Source organism: Clostridium tertium, from assembly GCF_017873245.1.
GTDB classification, from domain to species: Bacteria; Bacillota; Clostridia; order Clostridiales; family Clostridiaceae; genus Clostridium; species Clostridium tertium.
In genome coordinates, this window is record NZ_JAGGJY010000025.1 from 1 (window position 1) to 15776 (window position 15776).

Consider the following 15776-nt stretch of genomic DNA (forward strand, 5'->3'; position numbering starts at 1 on the left):
GAACACAAGGTTGATAGGTCAGAGGTGTAAGTGTGGTAACATATTTAGCTGACTGATACTAATAGGTCGAGGGCTTGACCAATAAAAATAGGCTTAAAATTAATTCGTATGCAATTTTCAGAGAACACTCTGAAAATGAAATCTGGTGATGATGGCGTAGAGGAAACACTCCTTTCCATTCCGAACAGGAAAGTTAAGCTCTACAGCGTCGATGGTACTGCATGGGTGACTGTGTGGGAGAGTAGAACGTTGCCAGGTAATGTGGCTCGATAGCTCAGTCGGTAGAGCAGAGGACTGAAAATCCTCGTGTCCCTGGTTCGATTCCTGGTCGAGCCACCAGGTATGGCGCTATAGCCAAGTGGTAAGGCAGAGGTCTGCAAAACCTTTATTCCCCGGTTCAAATCCGGGTGGCGCCTCCAAAAAAATCCTACAAGTAATCTTGTAGGATTTTTTTATTTAAAAATTATCTTTTTCTGGATAAGTAAATCATCATCAGATAGGAATTCAAATGCTGAACCTATTGGTATAGTTATATTAGGATAATCATGACCTATAGGAAGATATTGAATAATAGGTATATTTAAAGGCAGTAATTTTTGTTTTATAATCTCATATATTGAAAAATCAGTATCTTTATTTGTACAATCGGTAAAATATCCTATTATTATTCCACAAAGCTTTTGGAGCTTTCCACAGGAAATTAGTTGAGATAACATTCTATCCACAGCATAAGGGCTTTCATTAACATCTTCGATGAGTAAGATATTATTCTTAAAATCTATTTCATATGGAGTCCCAATTGTGGAACAAATTATAGATAAGTTCCCTCCAACTATATTACCTTTAAAATTTTGTTTATTCCATACTAGATAATTTTCTCCGCAGATATCTTTCAAATTGTATATTATTTTAGAGTTTTTATTTGTAAAAACACTTAAAAAATATTCTTTAGTCATGATATCATCAAAATTTGAAGTTATCATTGGGCCATGAAATGTAGCAAACTTACAGGTTTTACTAATATAATTTAATAATAAGGTGATATCACTATATCCGCATAAGGGCTTAGGATTACTTTTTATAAGTTTTAAATCTAAATAAGAAACCATTCGAATTGATCCGTAGCCGCCTCTAAGACAAACTATGGCATCTACTTCCTTATCAGCAAACATAGAATTAAGATCGTCTGCACGATCTTTATCAGTTCCAGCCAAATATCCATAAGAATCATATAAATGCTTGCCTTTTTTTATTTTAAACCCTAGCTTTTTAAATACATCAATTTTTTTATCTATAAATTCTTTAGATTCTGGTGAAGCTGGAGCAATAATACCAATAGTAGCAGAATTATTTAATGATTTTAATTTTAACACTATATACACCTACTTAAAATTATTTATATGTAAATATACTACAAAAAAAATAAAGCTAGTACTTATAACTAGCTTTATTTCTATGAAAACATATCTTTTCTATACAATAAGTATGCTGCACCGAATGTTAATACTAAGGTAATAACCATTGTAATCTCAAAACCATATTCATTATTAATTAGTGGCATTTTTATAAAATTCATTCCAAATATGCCACCAATAAGAGTAGGTATTGCCATTAATATTGTAACAGAAGCTAAAACCTTCATAACTATATTTAGGTTATTTGAAATAACAGAAGCAAAGAAATCCATTGTACTTGCAAGAATATTGCTATATATTTCAGTCATTTCAATAGCTTGCTTATTTTCAATTATAACATCTTCTAGAACATCTTGGTCTTCTTCATATTTTTGCATTATATCTAGTTTTAGCATTTTTTCAAGAGTAATTTCATTTGCCTTAAGTGATGTAGAGAAGTATACCAAAGATTTCTCTAATGAATGTAATTGAATAAGTTCTCTATTTTTCATAGATTTATGCAATCTTTTTTCTATCATTAAACTCTTTTTATCTATTTGTCTTAAATAAATTAAGTAAGAATTTGATATTCTATTTAAAATTTGTAATATAAATCTTGATTTCTTAAATGAATAAAATGATTTTACTTTACCGTTTATAAAATCAGTTAAAATACGACTATTTTTTAAGCATACTGTTATAATTTGTTTTTCGGTATGAATAATTGCTAAAGGGTATGTATCATATGTAAGAGAATTATCTTCCATTTCGGTAAATGGGATATCTACTACAACTAATAAACAATTCTCTTCTATATCTATACGAGAAGTTTCTTCATCATCTAATGGAGCTTTTAAAAATGATAATGGAACACCAGTCTTCTTTGAAATTAAAATTAACTCTTCGTCAGAAGGCGCTATAATATTAATCCAACAACCTGGCTCTAGATTATCGAGAATTTTTAGTGATGGATTTTGTTCACTAATACTTTTATAAATTTGTATCATAATTAACCTCCTTAGTTAAGTTTCAAAGATAATTATACTATTAATATGATTATTTGTAATATGATAAATAAATTTTTATTAAAAAAAATTATTGATATAGATAAATGAAGATATTAAAAGAAAAAATGTATATTAAGAAAGTAATCTGATTTAACCAAAAGAGAAGATAAAAATATGACTATTAATTATTAAATATTAATATGGATAAAAGTATAAATAATTAGTATAATCACAATATTGCTTAAATGAATAGAGTAATGTCTTAATGGGGGATAAATACAAAATGATGCATAGAGAAGTTGTTGCTAAAAAGAGAGTACCGGTTATTTCAATGATTTTATTTGTGATAACAGCTACATTATATTTGGGGGAAGCAGTAGAAAGATCTAAATATAATAGACATATAATTGGTCATATATTTAATGTAGCTCTAGTATTAACAACTATAATTTTAATTGTTAAAGAAATTAGAAGTTGTTCAGTATCTTATAAGTATGCAGTAATAGCAGACAAGCTTATAATAAATCTAATTAATAATAAAGAAGAAAAGAATTTAGAAAGTATAAGAATCTCTGATGTACTATATATAGGTGAAAGATCATCTATACCTAAAGAGTATCAATTTATAAAAAAATCAAAAAAGTACTTATGTAACAGAATTAATTCAAAATCATATTATTGCATTTTTAAAAATGGAGATAGAATTGAAAAGATCAAATTTCAACCAAGTGATAAACTTATTACTAAGCTAATAAAGCACGGAGAGTTGAAATGTAGGTTATTAGAAAGAAAAGTTATATAATAAATGGCTCTATATAGAAAAATAGACTCTATATAGAGCCTATTTTTTATAAAATTCATTTTTTACTTCTGACAAAAGATTTTCATTTAATATGATATCATATCCAGTAAATGATAAAGATAAAGCTGCTTTCATTGCTTCATTAAAAGCATAATCAGATATTGTAGCATTAGCGAATTCTTTTGTACCATACCTTATGCTATCATCTGTAACTATTGAAATATAAGGATGAATGCAAGGAACTTTTTTGCTAACAATACCTAAGCTTAATCCAGAATAAATATCCCTTGGACCAGAAATATTTATTATGCCATTTTCCTTTAAATTATGGCTAAACAATCTATTTAAAGTTCTATTGGTTATTAATTCTTCATTTTCAGGTTCATATAAAGAAAATGAATATTGAACTCGTATAAGTTTTGAAACATAAATTGCAATTTCCCTTAATTTGCTTTCTGCAATTTTAGCAATATCCATTTCCTTAGCTCTAATATAAAATTTAGCTTCAGATTCTAATGGCAATAGTAAAGGAGTAAAGCCACCATTAGATAATATTGAGTTCACTTCTACGTCTTCAGGAAATCCTTTTAATAATGAATTTAAGATATTAAATGTTAAAAGAATACCATCTAGCGAAGTATATGATCCTTTATTTAAGAAGCTTAATCCACTATGCCCTATAAATTTGATGCTTAATGGTATTATAGCAGATGAACTTCCACTCTCTGATGTTATAGTATCTGGATGTGCAACTAAAACAACATCAATATCATCAAACACACCTTGTTTTACCATAACTGATTTTGTTCCACCTAGATATTCACCAGGGCAACCTATTAATATTATGGTGCCACCTATTTTTTCAATAACAGAACTTAATGTTAAAGCAGCGGCAATTGAAGTCGATGTTAATAAGTTATGACCGGTTAAATGCCCATCGCCAGGAACAGCATCATATTCACATAAAAAACATATTTTAGGATAACCATTTCCTTTAGATGCATAGAAGGATGTTTTTAAATCTAAAAATTCCTTTTTTACAGTAAATTCATGATCAATTAAGAAGTTACAAATATAATTATAACTAGTATATTCATTGTAGCTTTCTTCAGGATTATTATATAAATAATCATTTAATTTCTTTATATCATCTTTATTTTTTTCTAAATAACAAATCATTTCTTGTTTCATATTATATTCCTCCCAAATTATCTTGTTTTTAATTTTCCCTTAAATGCAAATAATTATTTATAAAATAACTAATATATTAATTTAATAAGACAGTAAATTAAAAACATATATCTAATGTTCCATATAAATTACAAAATCATTGAGTTATGTAAATATTCTTATTCATATATTCAAGTAGACTAACCATAAAGCATTTTTATAATCATATATAATTTTTTGAAAGTATAGAAATACTATTATTTGGTGAGAATTATAATAAAATTATTATAAAAGGATGGGATAGTATGGATTTATTAATAAAAGGAATAGATAAAAATGAAAATAAATGTAAGGTTTGTGGAAAAGAAGTATATAGTGATATAATTATAGAAAAAAGCTTATTATGCCATTATTGTAATGAGAAGATAGCAACAATGACAGTTGATGATTTTGAGTATAACTTTTATAAAGATAGAATAAGAGATTGGCTATTAAGCAACTATAATTTTTAAATAGCATGAGGTATAAATAAATGGATAAAGGAAAATTTATAGTATTTGAAGGTGGAGACGGATCTGGTAAAAGCACAATATTGGACATGGTATATGATTATTTTATAGAAAATAATATAGAGTGCATTAAGACAAGAGAACCAGGTGGAATTAAAATATCAGAAGATATACGAGAAGTAATATTAGATACTAAGAATACAAAAATGGATAGTAGAACTGAGGCATTACTATATGCTGCTGCTAGAAGACAACACTTAGTTGAAAAAGTTATTCCTGAGATTGATAGAGGAGCTATAGTATTATGTGATAGATTTATATATTCATCACTAGCTTATCAGGGATATGCTAGGAATATAGGAATAGATGAAATATATCAAATAAATAAATTTACAGTAGGTGAATATATGCCAGACTTAAATATATTATTTGACTTATCACCAGAAATAGGATTGGAGAGAATAAACAAAAATAAAGAGAGAGAAATAAATAGATTAGATTTAGAAAAAATTGATTTTCATAATAAAGTAAGAGATGGATATCTTAAATTATATGAAGAAAATAAAGAGAAGTTTGTAAAAATAAATGCAGAAAAATCAATAGAAGAAGTTTTTAATGTTGTAAAAGAAATAATTACTGATTTTATTAAATAAAATGTATTGAGAGAAAAAAAATTTAATCAATTTATATAGCTTTTATGATAGAATATTATTATAGGAGTATAATTTTATTGGAGGGGTTAATATGAAATTAGTAATAGCTATGGTACAAGATGACGATGCTTTAGATTTAGTAGATGCAATCACAGAAGCAGGCTTTAGAGTTACTAAGTTAGCATCAACTGGAGGTTTTTTAAAATCAGGAAATACAACTTTAATTATAGGTGTTGAAAAAGATAAAGTTCAAACAGTTATAGATGTTGTAGAAGATGTTTGCAAAACTAGGAAACAAGTTATAACAACGCCAACCCCTATTACAGGAAATGTTGATATGTATATGTCATACCCTATAGAAATTGAAGTTGGGGGAGCTACTATATTTGTTATAGATGTAGATCAATTTATTAAAATATAATTACATTGGAGGGTGTAATGGGACAATTTATTGGACACGAAAGAATAATTGATAGTTTTAAAAAAAGAATAGAAAAAGATGAAATTTCCCATGCACATATAATTGTAGGAGAAGATGGAATTGGAAAGAGCAATTTAGCTAAGATATTAGCCAAAACTATATTAGGCGTAAATGAAGATAGAAATTCTATAGATATTGTAAATTATAGATCTAGAAAATCCTCTTTTGGGGTAGATGATGTAAGAGAAATTGTTGATGAAATAAATAAGAAGCCCTTTGAGAGTGATAAAAAAGTTATTATAATTTATGATGGAAATAAATTGACAGTACAAGCACAGAATGCTCTTTTAAAGACTATAGAAGAACCACCAAAAGGTGTTTTTATTATTTTATTATGTGAGAGTTTAGAGCTTATTTTAGATACTATAAAATCAAGATGCCAAGTATATAAGCTAACTCCATTAACAAAGAATGAAGTTAAGATTTATATAGAAAGTTTGGGTATTGATGATTATAGTAGTGATGAAATAAAAGCAGCTATTGCATATAGTGAAGGAATCCCAGGAAAAGCTGAGAATTTTCTAAGGGATTCCTCATTAAAAGATCTAAGAAATATATTAATTGATTTATTATATACATTAGTTAATGGTAATACGAAAAATCTTTTAGATTTTGAAGATAAAATATTATCATTTAAAGATAAAAAAGAAGAAATACTGAACATTTTAGCCTCCTTTATAAGAGACGTAATTGTCTATAAAGAAATAAGCGATACTAGTGGAATAATAAATGGGGATAAAATAGAAAATATAAAACAATTAGCTATTGAAATGTCCTATAAGAGGCTTAACAAAATAATTGATAAGATTGGAGATGCTAGATTGACATTATTAAGTAATTCTAACTTCCAATTAACGATTAGAGTAATGCTTATAGGTTTTATGGAGGTTTAAATAATGATAAAAGTTGTAGGCGTAAGATTCAAGAAAGCCGGTAAAATATATTATTTTGATCCAAGCGATTTAAATGTAAAAAAAGGAGACTTTGTTGTTGTAGAAACAGCAAGAGGAATAGAGTTTGGAGAATGTGTTATTGGTATTAAGGAAATACCAGAAACTGATATAGTGGCACCATTAAAGAGTGTTATAAGGATTGCAGAAGAAGAAGACATAAATAAACATAAGGATAATAAAGTAAAGGAAAAAGATGCTTTAGAGATATGCTTAAAAAAAATAGAAGAACATGGATTAAACATGAAGTTAATCGATGTAGAATATACTTTTGATAATAATAAAGTTATATTCTATTTTACAGCTGATGGAAGAGTAGACTTTAGAGAATTAGTAAAGGATTTAGCAACTATATTTAAGACAAGAATAGAATTGAGGCAGATAGGGGTCAGAGATGAAGCTAAAATGTTAGGAGGACTAGGACCATGTGGAAGACCATTATGTTGTTCTACATTCCTTGGTGATTTCGCATCTGTATCTATAAAGATGGCAAAGGAACAAAATCTATCTTTAAATCCAACGAAGATATCAGGAATATGTGGTAGGTTAATGTGCTGTTTAAATTATGAACAAAGCACATATGAAGATATAAGAAAAAGATTGCCTAGAGCAGGTTCTATCGTTTCTATGGGCGATACTACTGGTGAAGTTGTAAGCAATAGTACTGTTAAGGAAAGTGTGAAGGTCAAATATAGAAGAGGCGATGAGGAAGTAGTAGAAGAATTTAAAATAGATGATATTGAGCTTGTTGAAGGTAGCTATGAAGATTCAGTAGATGAATCAGACATAAAACTAGAAATAGAATCACCAGAAGATAAAAAATTAATAAAGGATCTTATAAAGGATAATTAAGGGGGGAAATCTTAATGAAATCACTATTAAAGGTTGCTAATCTTAATACAAATGATGATGTTATTAGCATAAGAGAAGCTGTGGCACATAATGAAGGGGTTATAGCTTGTGAGGTAAGTTTATCTAAAAAAGAAGTAAGTGTAGTATATGATGATAAAAGTATAACTGAAGATAAAATAATTATATCTATTGAAGAAGTAGGATATAGTATAAGCTAAATAAAATGATAGATAAAATAAAGTGAAATATCATATTATATAAATTCTTCTTAAGCCTTTAAAAATTTAAATGCTTATGATAAAATAGATTGTGAAATAAATTCATAATATTAGGAGGTGCTTTTTATGGCATTCAAAATTGAAGATTCATGTGTAAACTGTGGTGCTTGCGCTGCAGAATGTCCAGTTAATGCTATAAGCCAAGGAGATACTCAATTCGTTATCGATGAAGACACTTGCATAGATTGTGGAAACTGTGCAAATGTTTGTCCAGTAGGAGCTCCAGTACAAGCATAATTTTACATAAAGAACCGCTAATTATAGCGGTTCTTTATTTTTATGCAGATAATAGTATTACAGAACATCTATCTTTAAAAGATAAATCATTAGAATATATAGTATTTGTATTATAAGATAAAATATTTTTTAACGAAGATAAAAATTTATGAGGACCATCTAAATAAAAATATTCAGAAGATGTTTTAAAAAACATTGGAATTATATACTTAGGTTTTAAACTTAAGGCGAGTTTAGCAGCAGAAAATCCATCTAAACAAAAATGTCCGCCTATTGGAATGAATAAAAAATCTAAATCAGTTAGCTTATCTAATAAGTCATCATTCAACTGATGACCTAAAGAACCAAGATGACAAACTTTAAATTCATCTATGTTTAACAAATAAATTATATTTTCACCTCGTTTATATCCAGAAAGATCATCTTTAAATGTTTTATATCCCTCTAAGGTAACAAAATCATTTGAAAAAGAACAAGTTGAATTTACTATTATACAATTTTTATCAACATGCTTATTAATAATTTCATTATTATGAGTATGGCTAAATGTAATTATATTTGGATTCAAATCATATTTTTCTATATAAGGGTATATTTGTATTGGATCTAAAAGAATTCTTTTACCAGTAGAATTTTTTATTAAAAAACTTGTATTACCAATCCATTTAATTTCCATATTTGATCACCTCTTAATATATAGTTTGGATAAAAAAATGCAATATCATTCGCTTTTATTTTAGAAAATAAAAGCAGTGAAATGGACATATTAAAATTTATAATATATAATAAAAGTCAAAGAAGGTCAATCAGGAAAATAAGTTTAAGAAGGTGAAAATATGGCAAGAATTTCAGATACAATAGAAAATTTTATTAAAGATATGATAAATGAAGAAAGAGAAAGACAAGTATTAATTCAAAGGAATGAATTAGCAGATAAATTTTCATGTGCACCATCGCAAATCAATTATGTGCTCACAACAAGGTTTACTTATGAAAAAGGTTATATAATAGAAAGTAAAAGAGGTGGCGGAGGGTGCATAGTAATTAAAAAAATAACATACGATGATAAGGATGAAAGACTGTTATTAATAAATACTTCAATAGGAGAAAGTATAACATATGGAGGCGCTTTATCTATACTAGATCATTTAAAAGATACTAAAAATATTACTGAAAAGGAATATGAAATAATAAAAATATCTTTAAATGATAGAACATTAGTATCTGTGGAAGACAAAAATAAATTAAGGGCTGATATGTTAAAAGGAATTATTACAGTTATATTATCGTAAAATATTTTAAGTGGCCAAGGTTTATCTGTATAGTTGTTAATTTTAGCAATAGGGTATGGAGGTATATATGATTTTTGGGAAGTTAACAGAGAGGGCACAATTAGTACTAGTAGAGGCTCAAAAAGAGTCACAATATTTTAAACATGGATATATAGGTACTGAACATATTCTTTTAGGGTTATTAAAAGAGGGTGGATATGCAAAGCAAGTATTATATATTAATGGAGCTACTATTGATAAAGTAAGAAAGCTTATAGAAGATTATCTTGGTTTTGGAGATATAGATATATCAGTAGGTGAGATGTTACTGAATCCTAGAACAAAGAGATTATTTGATGATAGCTTAGTAAAGGCAAGAATATATGATCATAATTATATAAATCCAGAGCATATTTTATTAGCTTTATTAGATGATACAGAGGGTGTAGCTTATACAATACTTTCTACCTTAAAGTTAGATTTGAAATTAATAAAGACTGATATAAGTAATTATCTATATGAGAAGGAGGTAGAGGAAATAAAAGTTGAAGAGAAGGATAAGAAAAAAACTGTTAAAACTCCTCTATTAAGCCAATATGGAAGAAATCTAACTATGATGGCTAAGGAAGGAAAATTGGATCCAGTAGTAGGAAGGGAAAATGAAAATAGAAGAATTTTAGAGATACTGTGTAGAAGGATAAAAAATAATCCTTGTTTAATTGGAGAACCTGGAGTAGGTAAAACAGCAGTTATTGAAGGGCTAGCCCAAAGAATAATAAATGGAAATGTGCCAGAAATACTAAAGGATAAAGTAATAATTTCATTAGATTTAACTTCTATGTTAGCAGGAGCTAAATATAGAGGAGAATTTGAAGATAGATTAAAAAAAGTAATGGATGAAATAAGAAATTCTAAAGATATAATAATATTTATAGATGAAATTCATACAATTGTTGGAGCGGGTGGTGCAGAAGGTGCTATAGATGCATCAAATATTTTAAAACCTGCTTTAGCAAGAGGTGAAATAAAATGTATTGGAGCTACAACTATAGATGAATATAGAAAACATATAGAAAAGGATTCAGCTCTAGAAAGAAGATTTCAACCGGTTAGAGTTGAAGAGCCATCAAAAGAAGAGACTTTAGATATATTAAAAGGACTTAGGGAAAGATACGAAGCACATCATATGGTAAGGATAGAGGACGAAGCTTTAGAAGCAGCTGTAGAGTTATCAGATAGATATATAACAGATAGATTTATGCCGGATAAAGCTATAGATCTAATTGATGAAGCATCAGCAAAGGTAAGAATAGAAAATTTAACTTCACCACCGGATATAATGAATTTACAACTTCAATTAGAGAATAATTCTAAGGAAAAAGAAGAGGCAATAAGAAATCAAAACTTTGAAAAAGCAGCAGAGTTAAGAGATAAGGAAAGACAATTAAAAAATAAATTGAATAGTTTAAAGATAGATTTAACAAATAATGAGTGTAATAATTATATTGTTAATAGTGAACAAATTGCAAAGGTAGTATCAAGTTGGGCTAAAATTCCTCTAGAGAAATTAACAGAGCAAGAATCAGAAAAATTATTACAACTTGAAGATATACTTCATAAAAGGGTGATAGGTCAAAAGGAAGCTGTAATGGCTGTATCTAAAGCTGTAAGAAGGGCAAGAGTAGGGCTGAAGGATCCCAATAGGCCTATAGGAACATTTATATTTTGTGGACCAACAGGTGTTGGAAAAACAGAACTATCCAATGCCTTAGCAGAAGCTATGTTTGGAGATAAGAAAAATTTAATTAGAATAGATATGTCAGAGTATATGGAAAAGCATTCTGTAGCAAGGCTAATAGGAGCTCCACCTGGATATATTGGTCATGATGAAGGTGGACAGTTGACAGAAGCTGTTAGAAGAAACCCTTATTCAGTTATATTATTAGACGAAATAGAGAAGGCTCATCCGGATGTATTTAATATATTACTACAAATAATGGAGGATGGAAGACTTACAGATAGTAAGGGGAAAATTATAAACTTTAAAAATACAATAGTTATAATGACATCTAATGTAGGAGCTCATGATATAAAAAAACAAAATACTCTTGGATTTTCAGCTTCAAATAGTTTAGTTGATAGTGAATATGAAAAGATGAAGAAAAATATTATGGAAGAAATTAAGAAACAATTCAAACCGGAATTTATAAATAGAATTGATGATATAATTGTTTTTCATAAATTAGAAGATAGTGATATATTAAAAATTGTAAATTTAATGTTAAATAATACCATAGATAAGCTTAAAGATAGAAAAATAACAATTAACTTAAATGAAGAAAGTAAAAGGTTCTTAGTAAATAAAGGTGTAGATACTAATTATGGTGCAAGACCTTTAAGGAGAATAATAACAAAGGAATTAGAAGATAAGTTAAGTGAAGAGATGTTAAAAGGCTACATTAAGGGCGGAGATAACTTAGAAGTATATTGCAATGGAGAGGAACTTTATTTTAAGCATATATCATAGTATAGAGAGAAGATTTTCTTTTTGAAAAAATCTTCTCTTATTTTTTTATTTATTAATAATTTATTAGAGAACGAGTAATAATATTAAGAGAAGAAAAGCTAAGTGGATATAATTAATAAAAATTATTATTTAAAAATAGTTGCATTTTATTTTATAGAAGCATATAATTAAATTAAAGATAATACCCCGGGGGGGTAGAAGGAGTGAGTCATGAGTAAAGAAGTTAAACATAAAGAGTTGATTATAATAGGTGGCGGACCAGCGGGTTTAACTGCAGCAATATATGCAACAAGAGCTAAGCTAGACATGCTTTTACTAGAAGACCAAATACTTGGGGGTCAAGTTAGAAATAGCTATACAATAGAAAATTATCCTGGCTTTAAAAAAGTTTCAGGTACAGAACTTGCTGATTTAATGCAACAACAAGCTGAAGAGCTTGGAGCTGAAATAGATGAATTCGATATGGTGGAAAAGGTTGATTTTAGCGGAGAAGAAAAAATAATTGAAACTAATAGTTATATATATAAAACAAAAACTGTAATAATAGCAACTGGTGCAACTCCTAAAAAATTACCTATTCCAAATGAAGAAAAGTTTTCAGGAAAAGGAATCCACTATTGTGCAGTTTGTGATGGAGCAATGTATGAAGGAAAGATAATTGGAGTTGTAGGTGGAGGAAATTCTGCCTTAGAAGAAGCTTTATTTTTAACAAAATTTGCTTCAAAGGTAGTTATGATAAGAAGACATAATTACTTTAATGGTGAAAAAGCTACAATTGAAGAAGTTATGAATCATCCTAAGATAGAAATTTTATTTAATGAAGATTTAGTTAATGTTGATGGAACTGACTTTGTAGAAAAGGCTATAATAAAAAATTCTAAAGATGGATCTGAAAAAGAAATACCAATGGATGCTGTATTTGGATTTATAGGAACAGTGCCAAAGACAGATCATTTTAAAGATTATATAAATTTAACATCTAATGGCTATATAAAAGCTGATGAAGGTATGAGAACTAACGTTGAAGGAGTTTATGCAGCAGGAGATGTTAGGGAAAAAGAATATAGACAAATAACAACAGCTGTTGCAGATGGAACTATAGCAGCATTACAAGCAGAAAAGTACGTAGTAGAAAAGAAAAAATAATTGAGAAAATTCAAGGAATGTTAAAGGAGAGATATTATGATAAAAATATATTCAACATCATGGTGCCCATCATGTATAAAGGCGAAAAGATTTTTCGAAATGAAGGGATGGGATTATAAAGAAATAAATGTAGCTGATAAGCATGAGGATAGAGAAGAAGTTTTTAAGGTATCAGGTCAAAGAACTGTACCAGTAATTGATATAGATGGAGAGATAATAGTTGGTTTTGATAGGAATAAGATAGAACTAGCTAAAATTAAGTAGAGGTGATCAAGTGTTTAGTTGTATAAAGGGAAAAGAAAGAACTTTTAGAAATTTAATAAATGGGGAATGGATTAATAGCTCAAGTGATAAGTTTATAGATATATATTCACCTGTAGGGAATTGCTTAGTTGGAAAGGTACCAGCAATGACTACAGATGAAGTTGATCTTGCTATAAAGAGTGCAAAAGAGGCACAAAAGGTATGGAGAAATGTTCCAGTTAATAAGAGAGCAGAAATATTATATAAGGCTGCTGATATACTAATAGAAAAAGTTGAAGATATTGCTGAAATAATGATGAGAGAGATCGGTAAAGACAAAAAGAGTGCTGAATCAGAAATCCTAAGATCAGCTGATTATATAAAGTTTACAGCTGATACGGCGAAGAACTTGTCAGGAGAAAGCATTCCAGGAGATAGTTTTCCAGGATTTAAAAGAAATAAAATATCATTAGTAACAAGAGAGCCACTAGGAGTAGTGTTAGCCATATCTCCATTTAACTATCCAATAAATTTAGCAGCATCAAAGATAGCACCAGCATTAGTTGCAGGTAATTCTGTAGTTTTAAAACCTGCTACTCAAGGAAGTTTATGTGGATTATATTTAGCTAAGGTATTTGAGCAAGCAGGTGTTCCAGCAGGAGTATTAAATACTGTCACAGGAAGAGGTAGTGAAATAGGAGATTATATCGTTACACATCCTGAAATAGATTTTATTAACTTTACTGGAAGTACAGAAGTTGGTACTAGAATATCAAGAATAACAACAATGGTTCCGTTACTTATGGAGCTTGGAGGTAAAGATGCAGCTATAGTATTAGCGGATGCAGATTTAGATCTTGCGGCATCTAATATAGTTGCTGGAGCATATTCTTATTCAGGACAAAGATGTACAGCAGTTAAAAGAATTTTGGTTGTTAACAAAGTAGCAGATAAGCTAGTTGAAAAAGTTAAGGAAAAAGTTCAAAATTTAAAAATAGGAAATCCATTAGAAGAGGATGTGGATATAGTTCCACTAATTGATAGTAAAGCAGCAGATTTTGTTTGGGAACTTATAGATGATGCAAGAGAAAAAGGTGCTCATTTACTTGTTGGAGGAACTAGAGAAGAAAATATGATTTATCCAACTCTTTTCGATAATGTAACAACAGATATGAGATTGGCTTGGGAAGAACCATTTGGTCCGGTTTTACCTATCATAAGAGTTAAGGATAAAGATGAGGCTATAGAAATTGCTAATAAATCAGAATATGGATTACAATCATCTGTATTTACTGAAAATATAAATGAAGCATTTTATGTAGCAGATAGACTAGAAGTTGGTACAGTTCAAGTTAATAACAAAACTGAAAGAGGACCAGACCATTTCCCATTCTTAGGAGTTAAGGCTTCAGGAATCGGAACTCAAGGAATCAGATATTCAATAGAATCTATGTCAAGACCTAAGGCTACAGTAATTAATTTAGTTAGATAATATCTAATTAAAATAGAGGAGTGATACAATCACTCCTCTATTTTATTATATATCTACTTTTTATTAAAGGGAGGTATATTAAACCTCCCTTATGTTCAAATATTAAATATTTAAAGCTGAATCTATAGCATTTTTATCAAATCCTACAATAATTGTTCCGTTTATATCTAAAACAGGAACTCCCATTTGTTTTGATTTGCTAATCATTTCATCTCTAGCAGTCATATCTTCTTGTACATTTAAATCTTCAAATTCAATATTAACTGATTTTAAATAATTTTTTGCTTTTACGCACCATGGACAAGAATTTGTACTATAAACTTTAACCATTAGGTAAACACTCCTTTGCTATTATCAATAGATAATTAATATTGTTTAACATAAATTTTACACCATTTGAGTACTAAATACAATAAATATCCTATATTTTATTAAAATAAAGAATATGGTATTATATCAATGGGAAAATATAAATTTACTTTATAATATCTTGATTTTCTAGATTTGAATTAAGAACCATATTATCCAAAGAATTATCTATATGGTTAGATATGAAATCTTCAGATAAATTTTTCTTATTATCATCTTTTATAATATTTCTAGATTGGATATTAGAAAAGTAAGTTTTATTAATCATAAAATCATCTCCTTGATGGTTTATAAGATTATTTTTTGCAAAATTTTAATTTTTATAACAAATAAAAAAAATTATACAACTGGTCTAGACATCTATAACAATTTTTAATATAATATTGATAGGAGGC

19 protein-coding genes, 2 tRNA genes and 2 rRNA genes are annotated in these 15776 nt (G+C 28.3%); 17 read left to right on the forward strand and 6 right to left on the reverse strand.

Translation table 11 applies throughout. The annotated features are described in order from the left end of the window. The 4 genes from J2Z25_RS17785 to J2Z25_RS17800 all read left to right on the forward strand — a co-directional run. Window positions 1–82, forward strand: a 23S ribosomal RNA gene (locus tag J2Z25_RS17785); the annotation flags it as partial. Window positions 83–141: 59 nt separating this feature from the next. After that, window positions 142–258: ribosomal RNA gene (rrf, locus tag J2Z25_RS17790) — 5S ribosomal RNA — on the forward strand. A 5-nt stretch (window positions 259–263) separates the two neighbouring features. Further along, window positions 264–339, forward strand: a tRNA-Phe gene (locus tag J2Z25_RS17795). Between the two features lie 5 nt (window positions 340–344). Next, window positions 345–419, forward strand: a tRNA-Cys gene (locus tag J2Z25_RS17800). Window positions 420–452: 33 nt separating this feature from the next. Here J2Z25_RS17800 and J2Z25_RS17805 read toward each other — a convergent pair. Continuing rightward, window positions 453–1373 carry a S66 peptidase family protein gene (locus J2Z25_RS17805; RefSeq protein ID WP_209741509.1) on the reverse strand — a complete coding sequence of 307 codons (921 nt, stop codon included), beginning with the start codon at window positions 1371–1373 and terminating at the stop codon, window positions 453–455. An 80-nt stretch (window positions 1374–1453) separates the two neighbouring features. Next, complete coding sequence (locus J2Z25_RS17810; RefSeq protein WP_209741510.1) at window positions 1454–2401, reverse strand: magnesium transporter CorA family protein; 948 nt, start codon at window positions 2399–2401, stop codon at window positions 1454–1456. 283 nt (window positions 2402–2684) lie between these two features. Between J2Z25_RS17810 and J2Z25_RS17815 the strand changes: the two genes are divergently transcribed. Next, window positions 2685–3203: a hypothetical protein gene (locus J2Z25_RS17815; RefSeq protein WP_051005299.1), complete on the forward strand. Its 519-nt coding sequence runs from the start codon at window positions 2685–2687 to the stop codon at window positions 3201–3203. Window positions 3204–3242: 39 nt separating this feature from the next. Here J2Z25_RS17815 and J2Z25_RS17820 read toward each other — a convergent pair whose 3' ends face one another. Further along, window positions 3243–4394, reverse strand: coding sequence for a zinc-binding metallopeptidase family protein (locus J2Z25_RS17820; RefSeq protein ID WP_209741511.1), 1152 nt, complete (start codon window positions 4392–4394; stop codon window positions 3243–3245). A gap of 284 nt (window positions 4395–4678) precedes the next feature. Here J2Z25_RS17820 and J2Z25_RS17825 point away from each other — a divergent pair, with 284 nt between their 5' ends. From J2Z25_RS17825 to J2Z25_RS17855, 7 genes are all read left to right on the forward strand, one after another. After that, window positions 4679–4885 (forward strand): sigma factor G inhibitor Gin, encoded by a 207-nt coding sequence (locus J2Z25_RS17825; protein ID WP_008681264.1) that lies wholly within the window; start codon window positions 4679–4681, stop codon window positions 4883–4885. Window positions 4886–4905: 20 nt separating this feature from the next. Further along, window positions 4906–5535 (forward strand): dTMP kinase, encoded by a 630-nt coding sequence (gene tmk, locus J2Z25_RS17830; protein WP_209741512.1) that lies wholly within the window; start codon window positions 4906–4908, stop codon window positions 5533–5535. A gap of 91 nt (window positions 5536–5626) precedes the next feature. Then, window positions 5627–5956: a cyclic-di-AMP receptor gene (locus tag J2Z25_RS17835; protein ID WP_209741513.1), complete on the forward strand. Its 330-nt coding sequence runs from the start codon at window positions 5627–5629 to the stop codon at window positions 5954–5956. Window positions 5957–5973: 17 nt separating this feature from the next. After that, the gene (locus tag J2Z25_RS17840; RefSeq protein WP_209741514.1) at window positions 5974–6909 is read left to right on the forward strand and encodes a DNA polymerase III subunit delta'; all 936 of its coding nucleotides are present in this window, start codon (window positions 5974–5976) and stop codon (window positions 6907–6909) included. Window positions 6910–6912: 3 nt separating this feature from the next. Next, entirely contained in the window at window positions 6913–7818 is a 906-nt protein-coding gene (locus J2Z25_RS17845) for a PSP1 domain-containing protein (protein ID WP_008681256.1), read from the forward strand. A gap of 14 nt (window positions 7819–7832) precedes the next feature. Next, a complete protein-coding gene (locus J2Z25_RS17850) occupies window positions 7833–8036 on the forward strand; it encodes a heavy-metal-associated domain-containing protein (protein ID WP_209741515.1) in 204 nt (67 codons plus the stop codon). Between the two features lie 126 nt (window positions 8037–8162). After that, window positions 8163–8333, forward strand: a complete 171-nt coding sequence (locus J2Z25_RS17855; protein WP_008681251.1) for a DUF362 domain-containing protein — start codon at window positions 8163–8165, stop codon at window positions 8331–8333. Between the two features lie 40 nt (window positions 8334–8373). Here the strand turns inward: J2Z25_RS17855 and J2Z25_RS17860 are convergent, their stop codons facing one another. Beyond that, complete coding sequence (locus J2Z25_RS17860; RefSeq protein ID WP_209741516.1) at window positions 8374–9009, reverse strand: MBL fold metallo-hydrolase; 636 nt, start codon at window positions 9007–9009, stop codon at window positions 8374–8376. Window positions 9010–9169: 160 nt separating this feature from the next. On the opposite strand from J2Z25_RS17860, the gene J2Z25_RS17865 reads away from it, so the two are divergent. From J2Z25_RS17865 to J2Z25_RS17885, 5 genes are all read left to right on the forward strand, one after another. Next, a complete protein-coding gene (locus J2Z25_RS17865; protein ID WP_008681246.1) occupies window positions 9170–9625 on the forward strand; it encodes a CtsR family transcriptional regulator in 456 nt (151 codons plus the stop codon). Between the two features lie 67 nt (window positions 9626–9692). After that, the gene (locus J2Z25_RS17870; RefSeq protein WP_209741517.1) at window positions 9693–12131 is read left to right on the forward strand and encodes an ATP-dependent Clp protease ATP-binding subunit; all 2439 of its coding nucleotides are present in this window, start codon (window positions 9693–9695) and stop codon (window positions 12129–12131) included. Window positions 12132–12341: 210 nt separating this feature from the next. After that, window positions 12342–13277, forward strand: coding sequence for a thioredoxin-disulfide reductase (gene trxB, locus J2Z25_RS17875; protein WP_008681244.1), 936 nt, complete (start codon window positions 12342–12344; stop codon window positions 13275–13277). A 36-nt stretch (window positions 13278–13313) separates the two neighbouring features. Further along, window positions 13314–13541, forward strand: coding sequence for a glutaredoxin domain-containing protein (locus tag J2Z25_RS17880; protein WP_008681242.1), 228 nt, complete (start codon window positions 13314–13316; stop codon window positions 13539–13541). A gap of 10 nt (window positions 13542–13551) precedes the next feature. After that, window positions 13552–15012: an NADP-dependent glyceraldehyde-3-phosphate dehydrogenase gene (locus tag J2Z25_RS17885; RefSeq protein WP_008681241.1), complete on the forward strand. Its 1461-nt coding sequence runs from the start codon at window positions 13552–13554 to the stop codon at window positions 15010–15012. Between the two features lie 102 nt (window positions 15013–15114). Here J2Z25_RS17885 and J2Z25_RS17890 read toward each other — a convergent pair whose 3' ends face one another. Both J2Z25_RS17890 and J2Z25_RS17895 read right to left on the reverse strand, forming a co-directional pair. Further along, the gene (locus tag J2Z25_RS17890) at window positions 15115–15342 is read right to left on the reverse strand and encodes a glutaredoxin family protein (protein WP_008681238.1); all 228 of its coding nucleotides are present in this window, start codon (window positions 15340–15342) and stop codon (window positions 15115–15117) included. 145 nt (window positions 15343–15487) lie between these two features. After that, window positions 15488–15649: a hypothetical protein gene (locus J2Z25_RS17895; RefSeq protein ID WP_008681237.1), complete on the reverse strand. Its 162-nt coding sequence runs from the start codon at window positions 15647–15649 to the stop codon at window positions 15488–15490. Window positions 15650–15776: the final 127 nt, after the last annotated feature.

Bases quoted from the DNA above. Each gene is read 5' to 3' on its own strand.
- J2Z25_RS17840 (WP_209741514.1), top strand. From the start codon at position 5,974: ATGGGACAATTTATTGGACACGAAAGAATAATTGATAGTTTTAAAAAA.
- J2Z25_RS17895 (WP_008681237.1), bottom strand. From the start codon at position 15,649: ATGATTAATAAAACTTACTTTTCTAATATCCAATCTAGAAATATTATA.
- J2Z25_RS17860 (WP_209741516.1), bottom strand. From the start codon at position 9,009: ATGGAAATTAAATGGATTGGTAATACAAGTTTTTTAATAAAAAATTCT.
- J2Z25_RS17865 (WP_008681246.1), top strand. From the start codon at position 9,170: ATGGCAAGAATTTCAGATACAATAGAAAATTTTATTAAAGATATGATA.
- J2Z25_RS17870 (WP_209741517.1), top strand. From the start codon at position 9,693: ATGATTTTTGGGAAGTTAACAGAGAGGGCACAATTAGTACTAGTAGAG.
- J2Z25_RS17890 (WP_008681238.1), bottom strand. From the start codon at position 15,342: ATGGTTAAAGTTTATAGTACAAATTCTTGTCCATGGTGCGTAAAAGCA.
- J2Z25_RS17810 (WP_209741510.1), bottom strand. From the start codon at position 2,401: ATGATACAAATTTATAAAAGTATTAGTGAACAAAATCCATCACTAAAA.
- J2Z25_RS17850 (WP_209741515.1), top strand. From the start codon at position 7,833: ATGAAATCACTATTAAAGGTTGCTAATCTTAATACAAATGATGATGTT.
- J2Z25_RS17880 (WP_008681242.1), top strand. From the start codon at position 13,314: ATGATAAAAATATATTCAACATCATGGTGCCCATCATGTATAAAGGCG.
- trxB (WP_008681244.1), top strand. From the start codon at position 12,342: ATGAGTAAAGAAGTTAAACATAAAGAGTTGATTATAATAGGTGGCGGA.
- J2Z25_RS17815 (WP_051005299.1), top strand. From the start codon at position 2,685: ATGATGCATAGAGAAGTTGTTGCTAAAAAGAGAGTACCGGTTATTTCA.
- tmk (WP_209741512.1), top strand. From the start codon at position 4,906: ATGGATAAAGGAAAATTTATAGTATTTGAAGGTGGAGACGGATCTGGT.
- J2Z25_RS17820 (WP_209741511.1), bottom strand. From the start codon at position 4,394: ATGAAACAAGAAATGATTTGTTATTTAGAAAAAAATAAAGATGATATA.
- J2Z25_RS17845 (WP_008681256.1), top strand. From the start codon at position 6,913: ATGATAAAAGTTGTAGGCGTAAGATTCAAGAAAGCCGGTAAAATATAT.
- J2Z25_RS17855 (WP_008681251.1), top strand. From the start codon at position 8,163: ATGGCATTCAAAATTGAAGATTCATGTGTAAACTGTGGTGCTTGCGCT.
- J2Z25_RS17835 (WP_209741513.1), top strand. From the start codon at position 5,627: ATGAAATTAGTAATAGCTATGGTACAAGATGACGATGCTTTAGATTTA.
- J2Z25_RS17825 (WP_008681264.1), top strand. From the start codon at position 4,679: ATGGATTTATTAATAAAAGGAATAGATAAAAATGAAAATAAATGTAAG.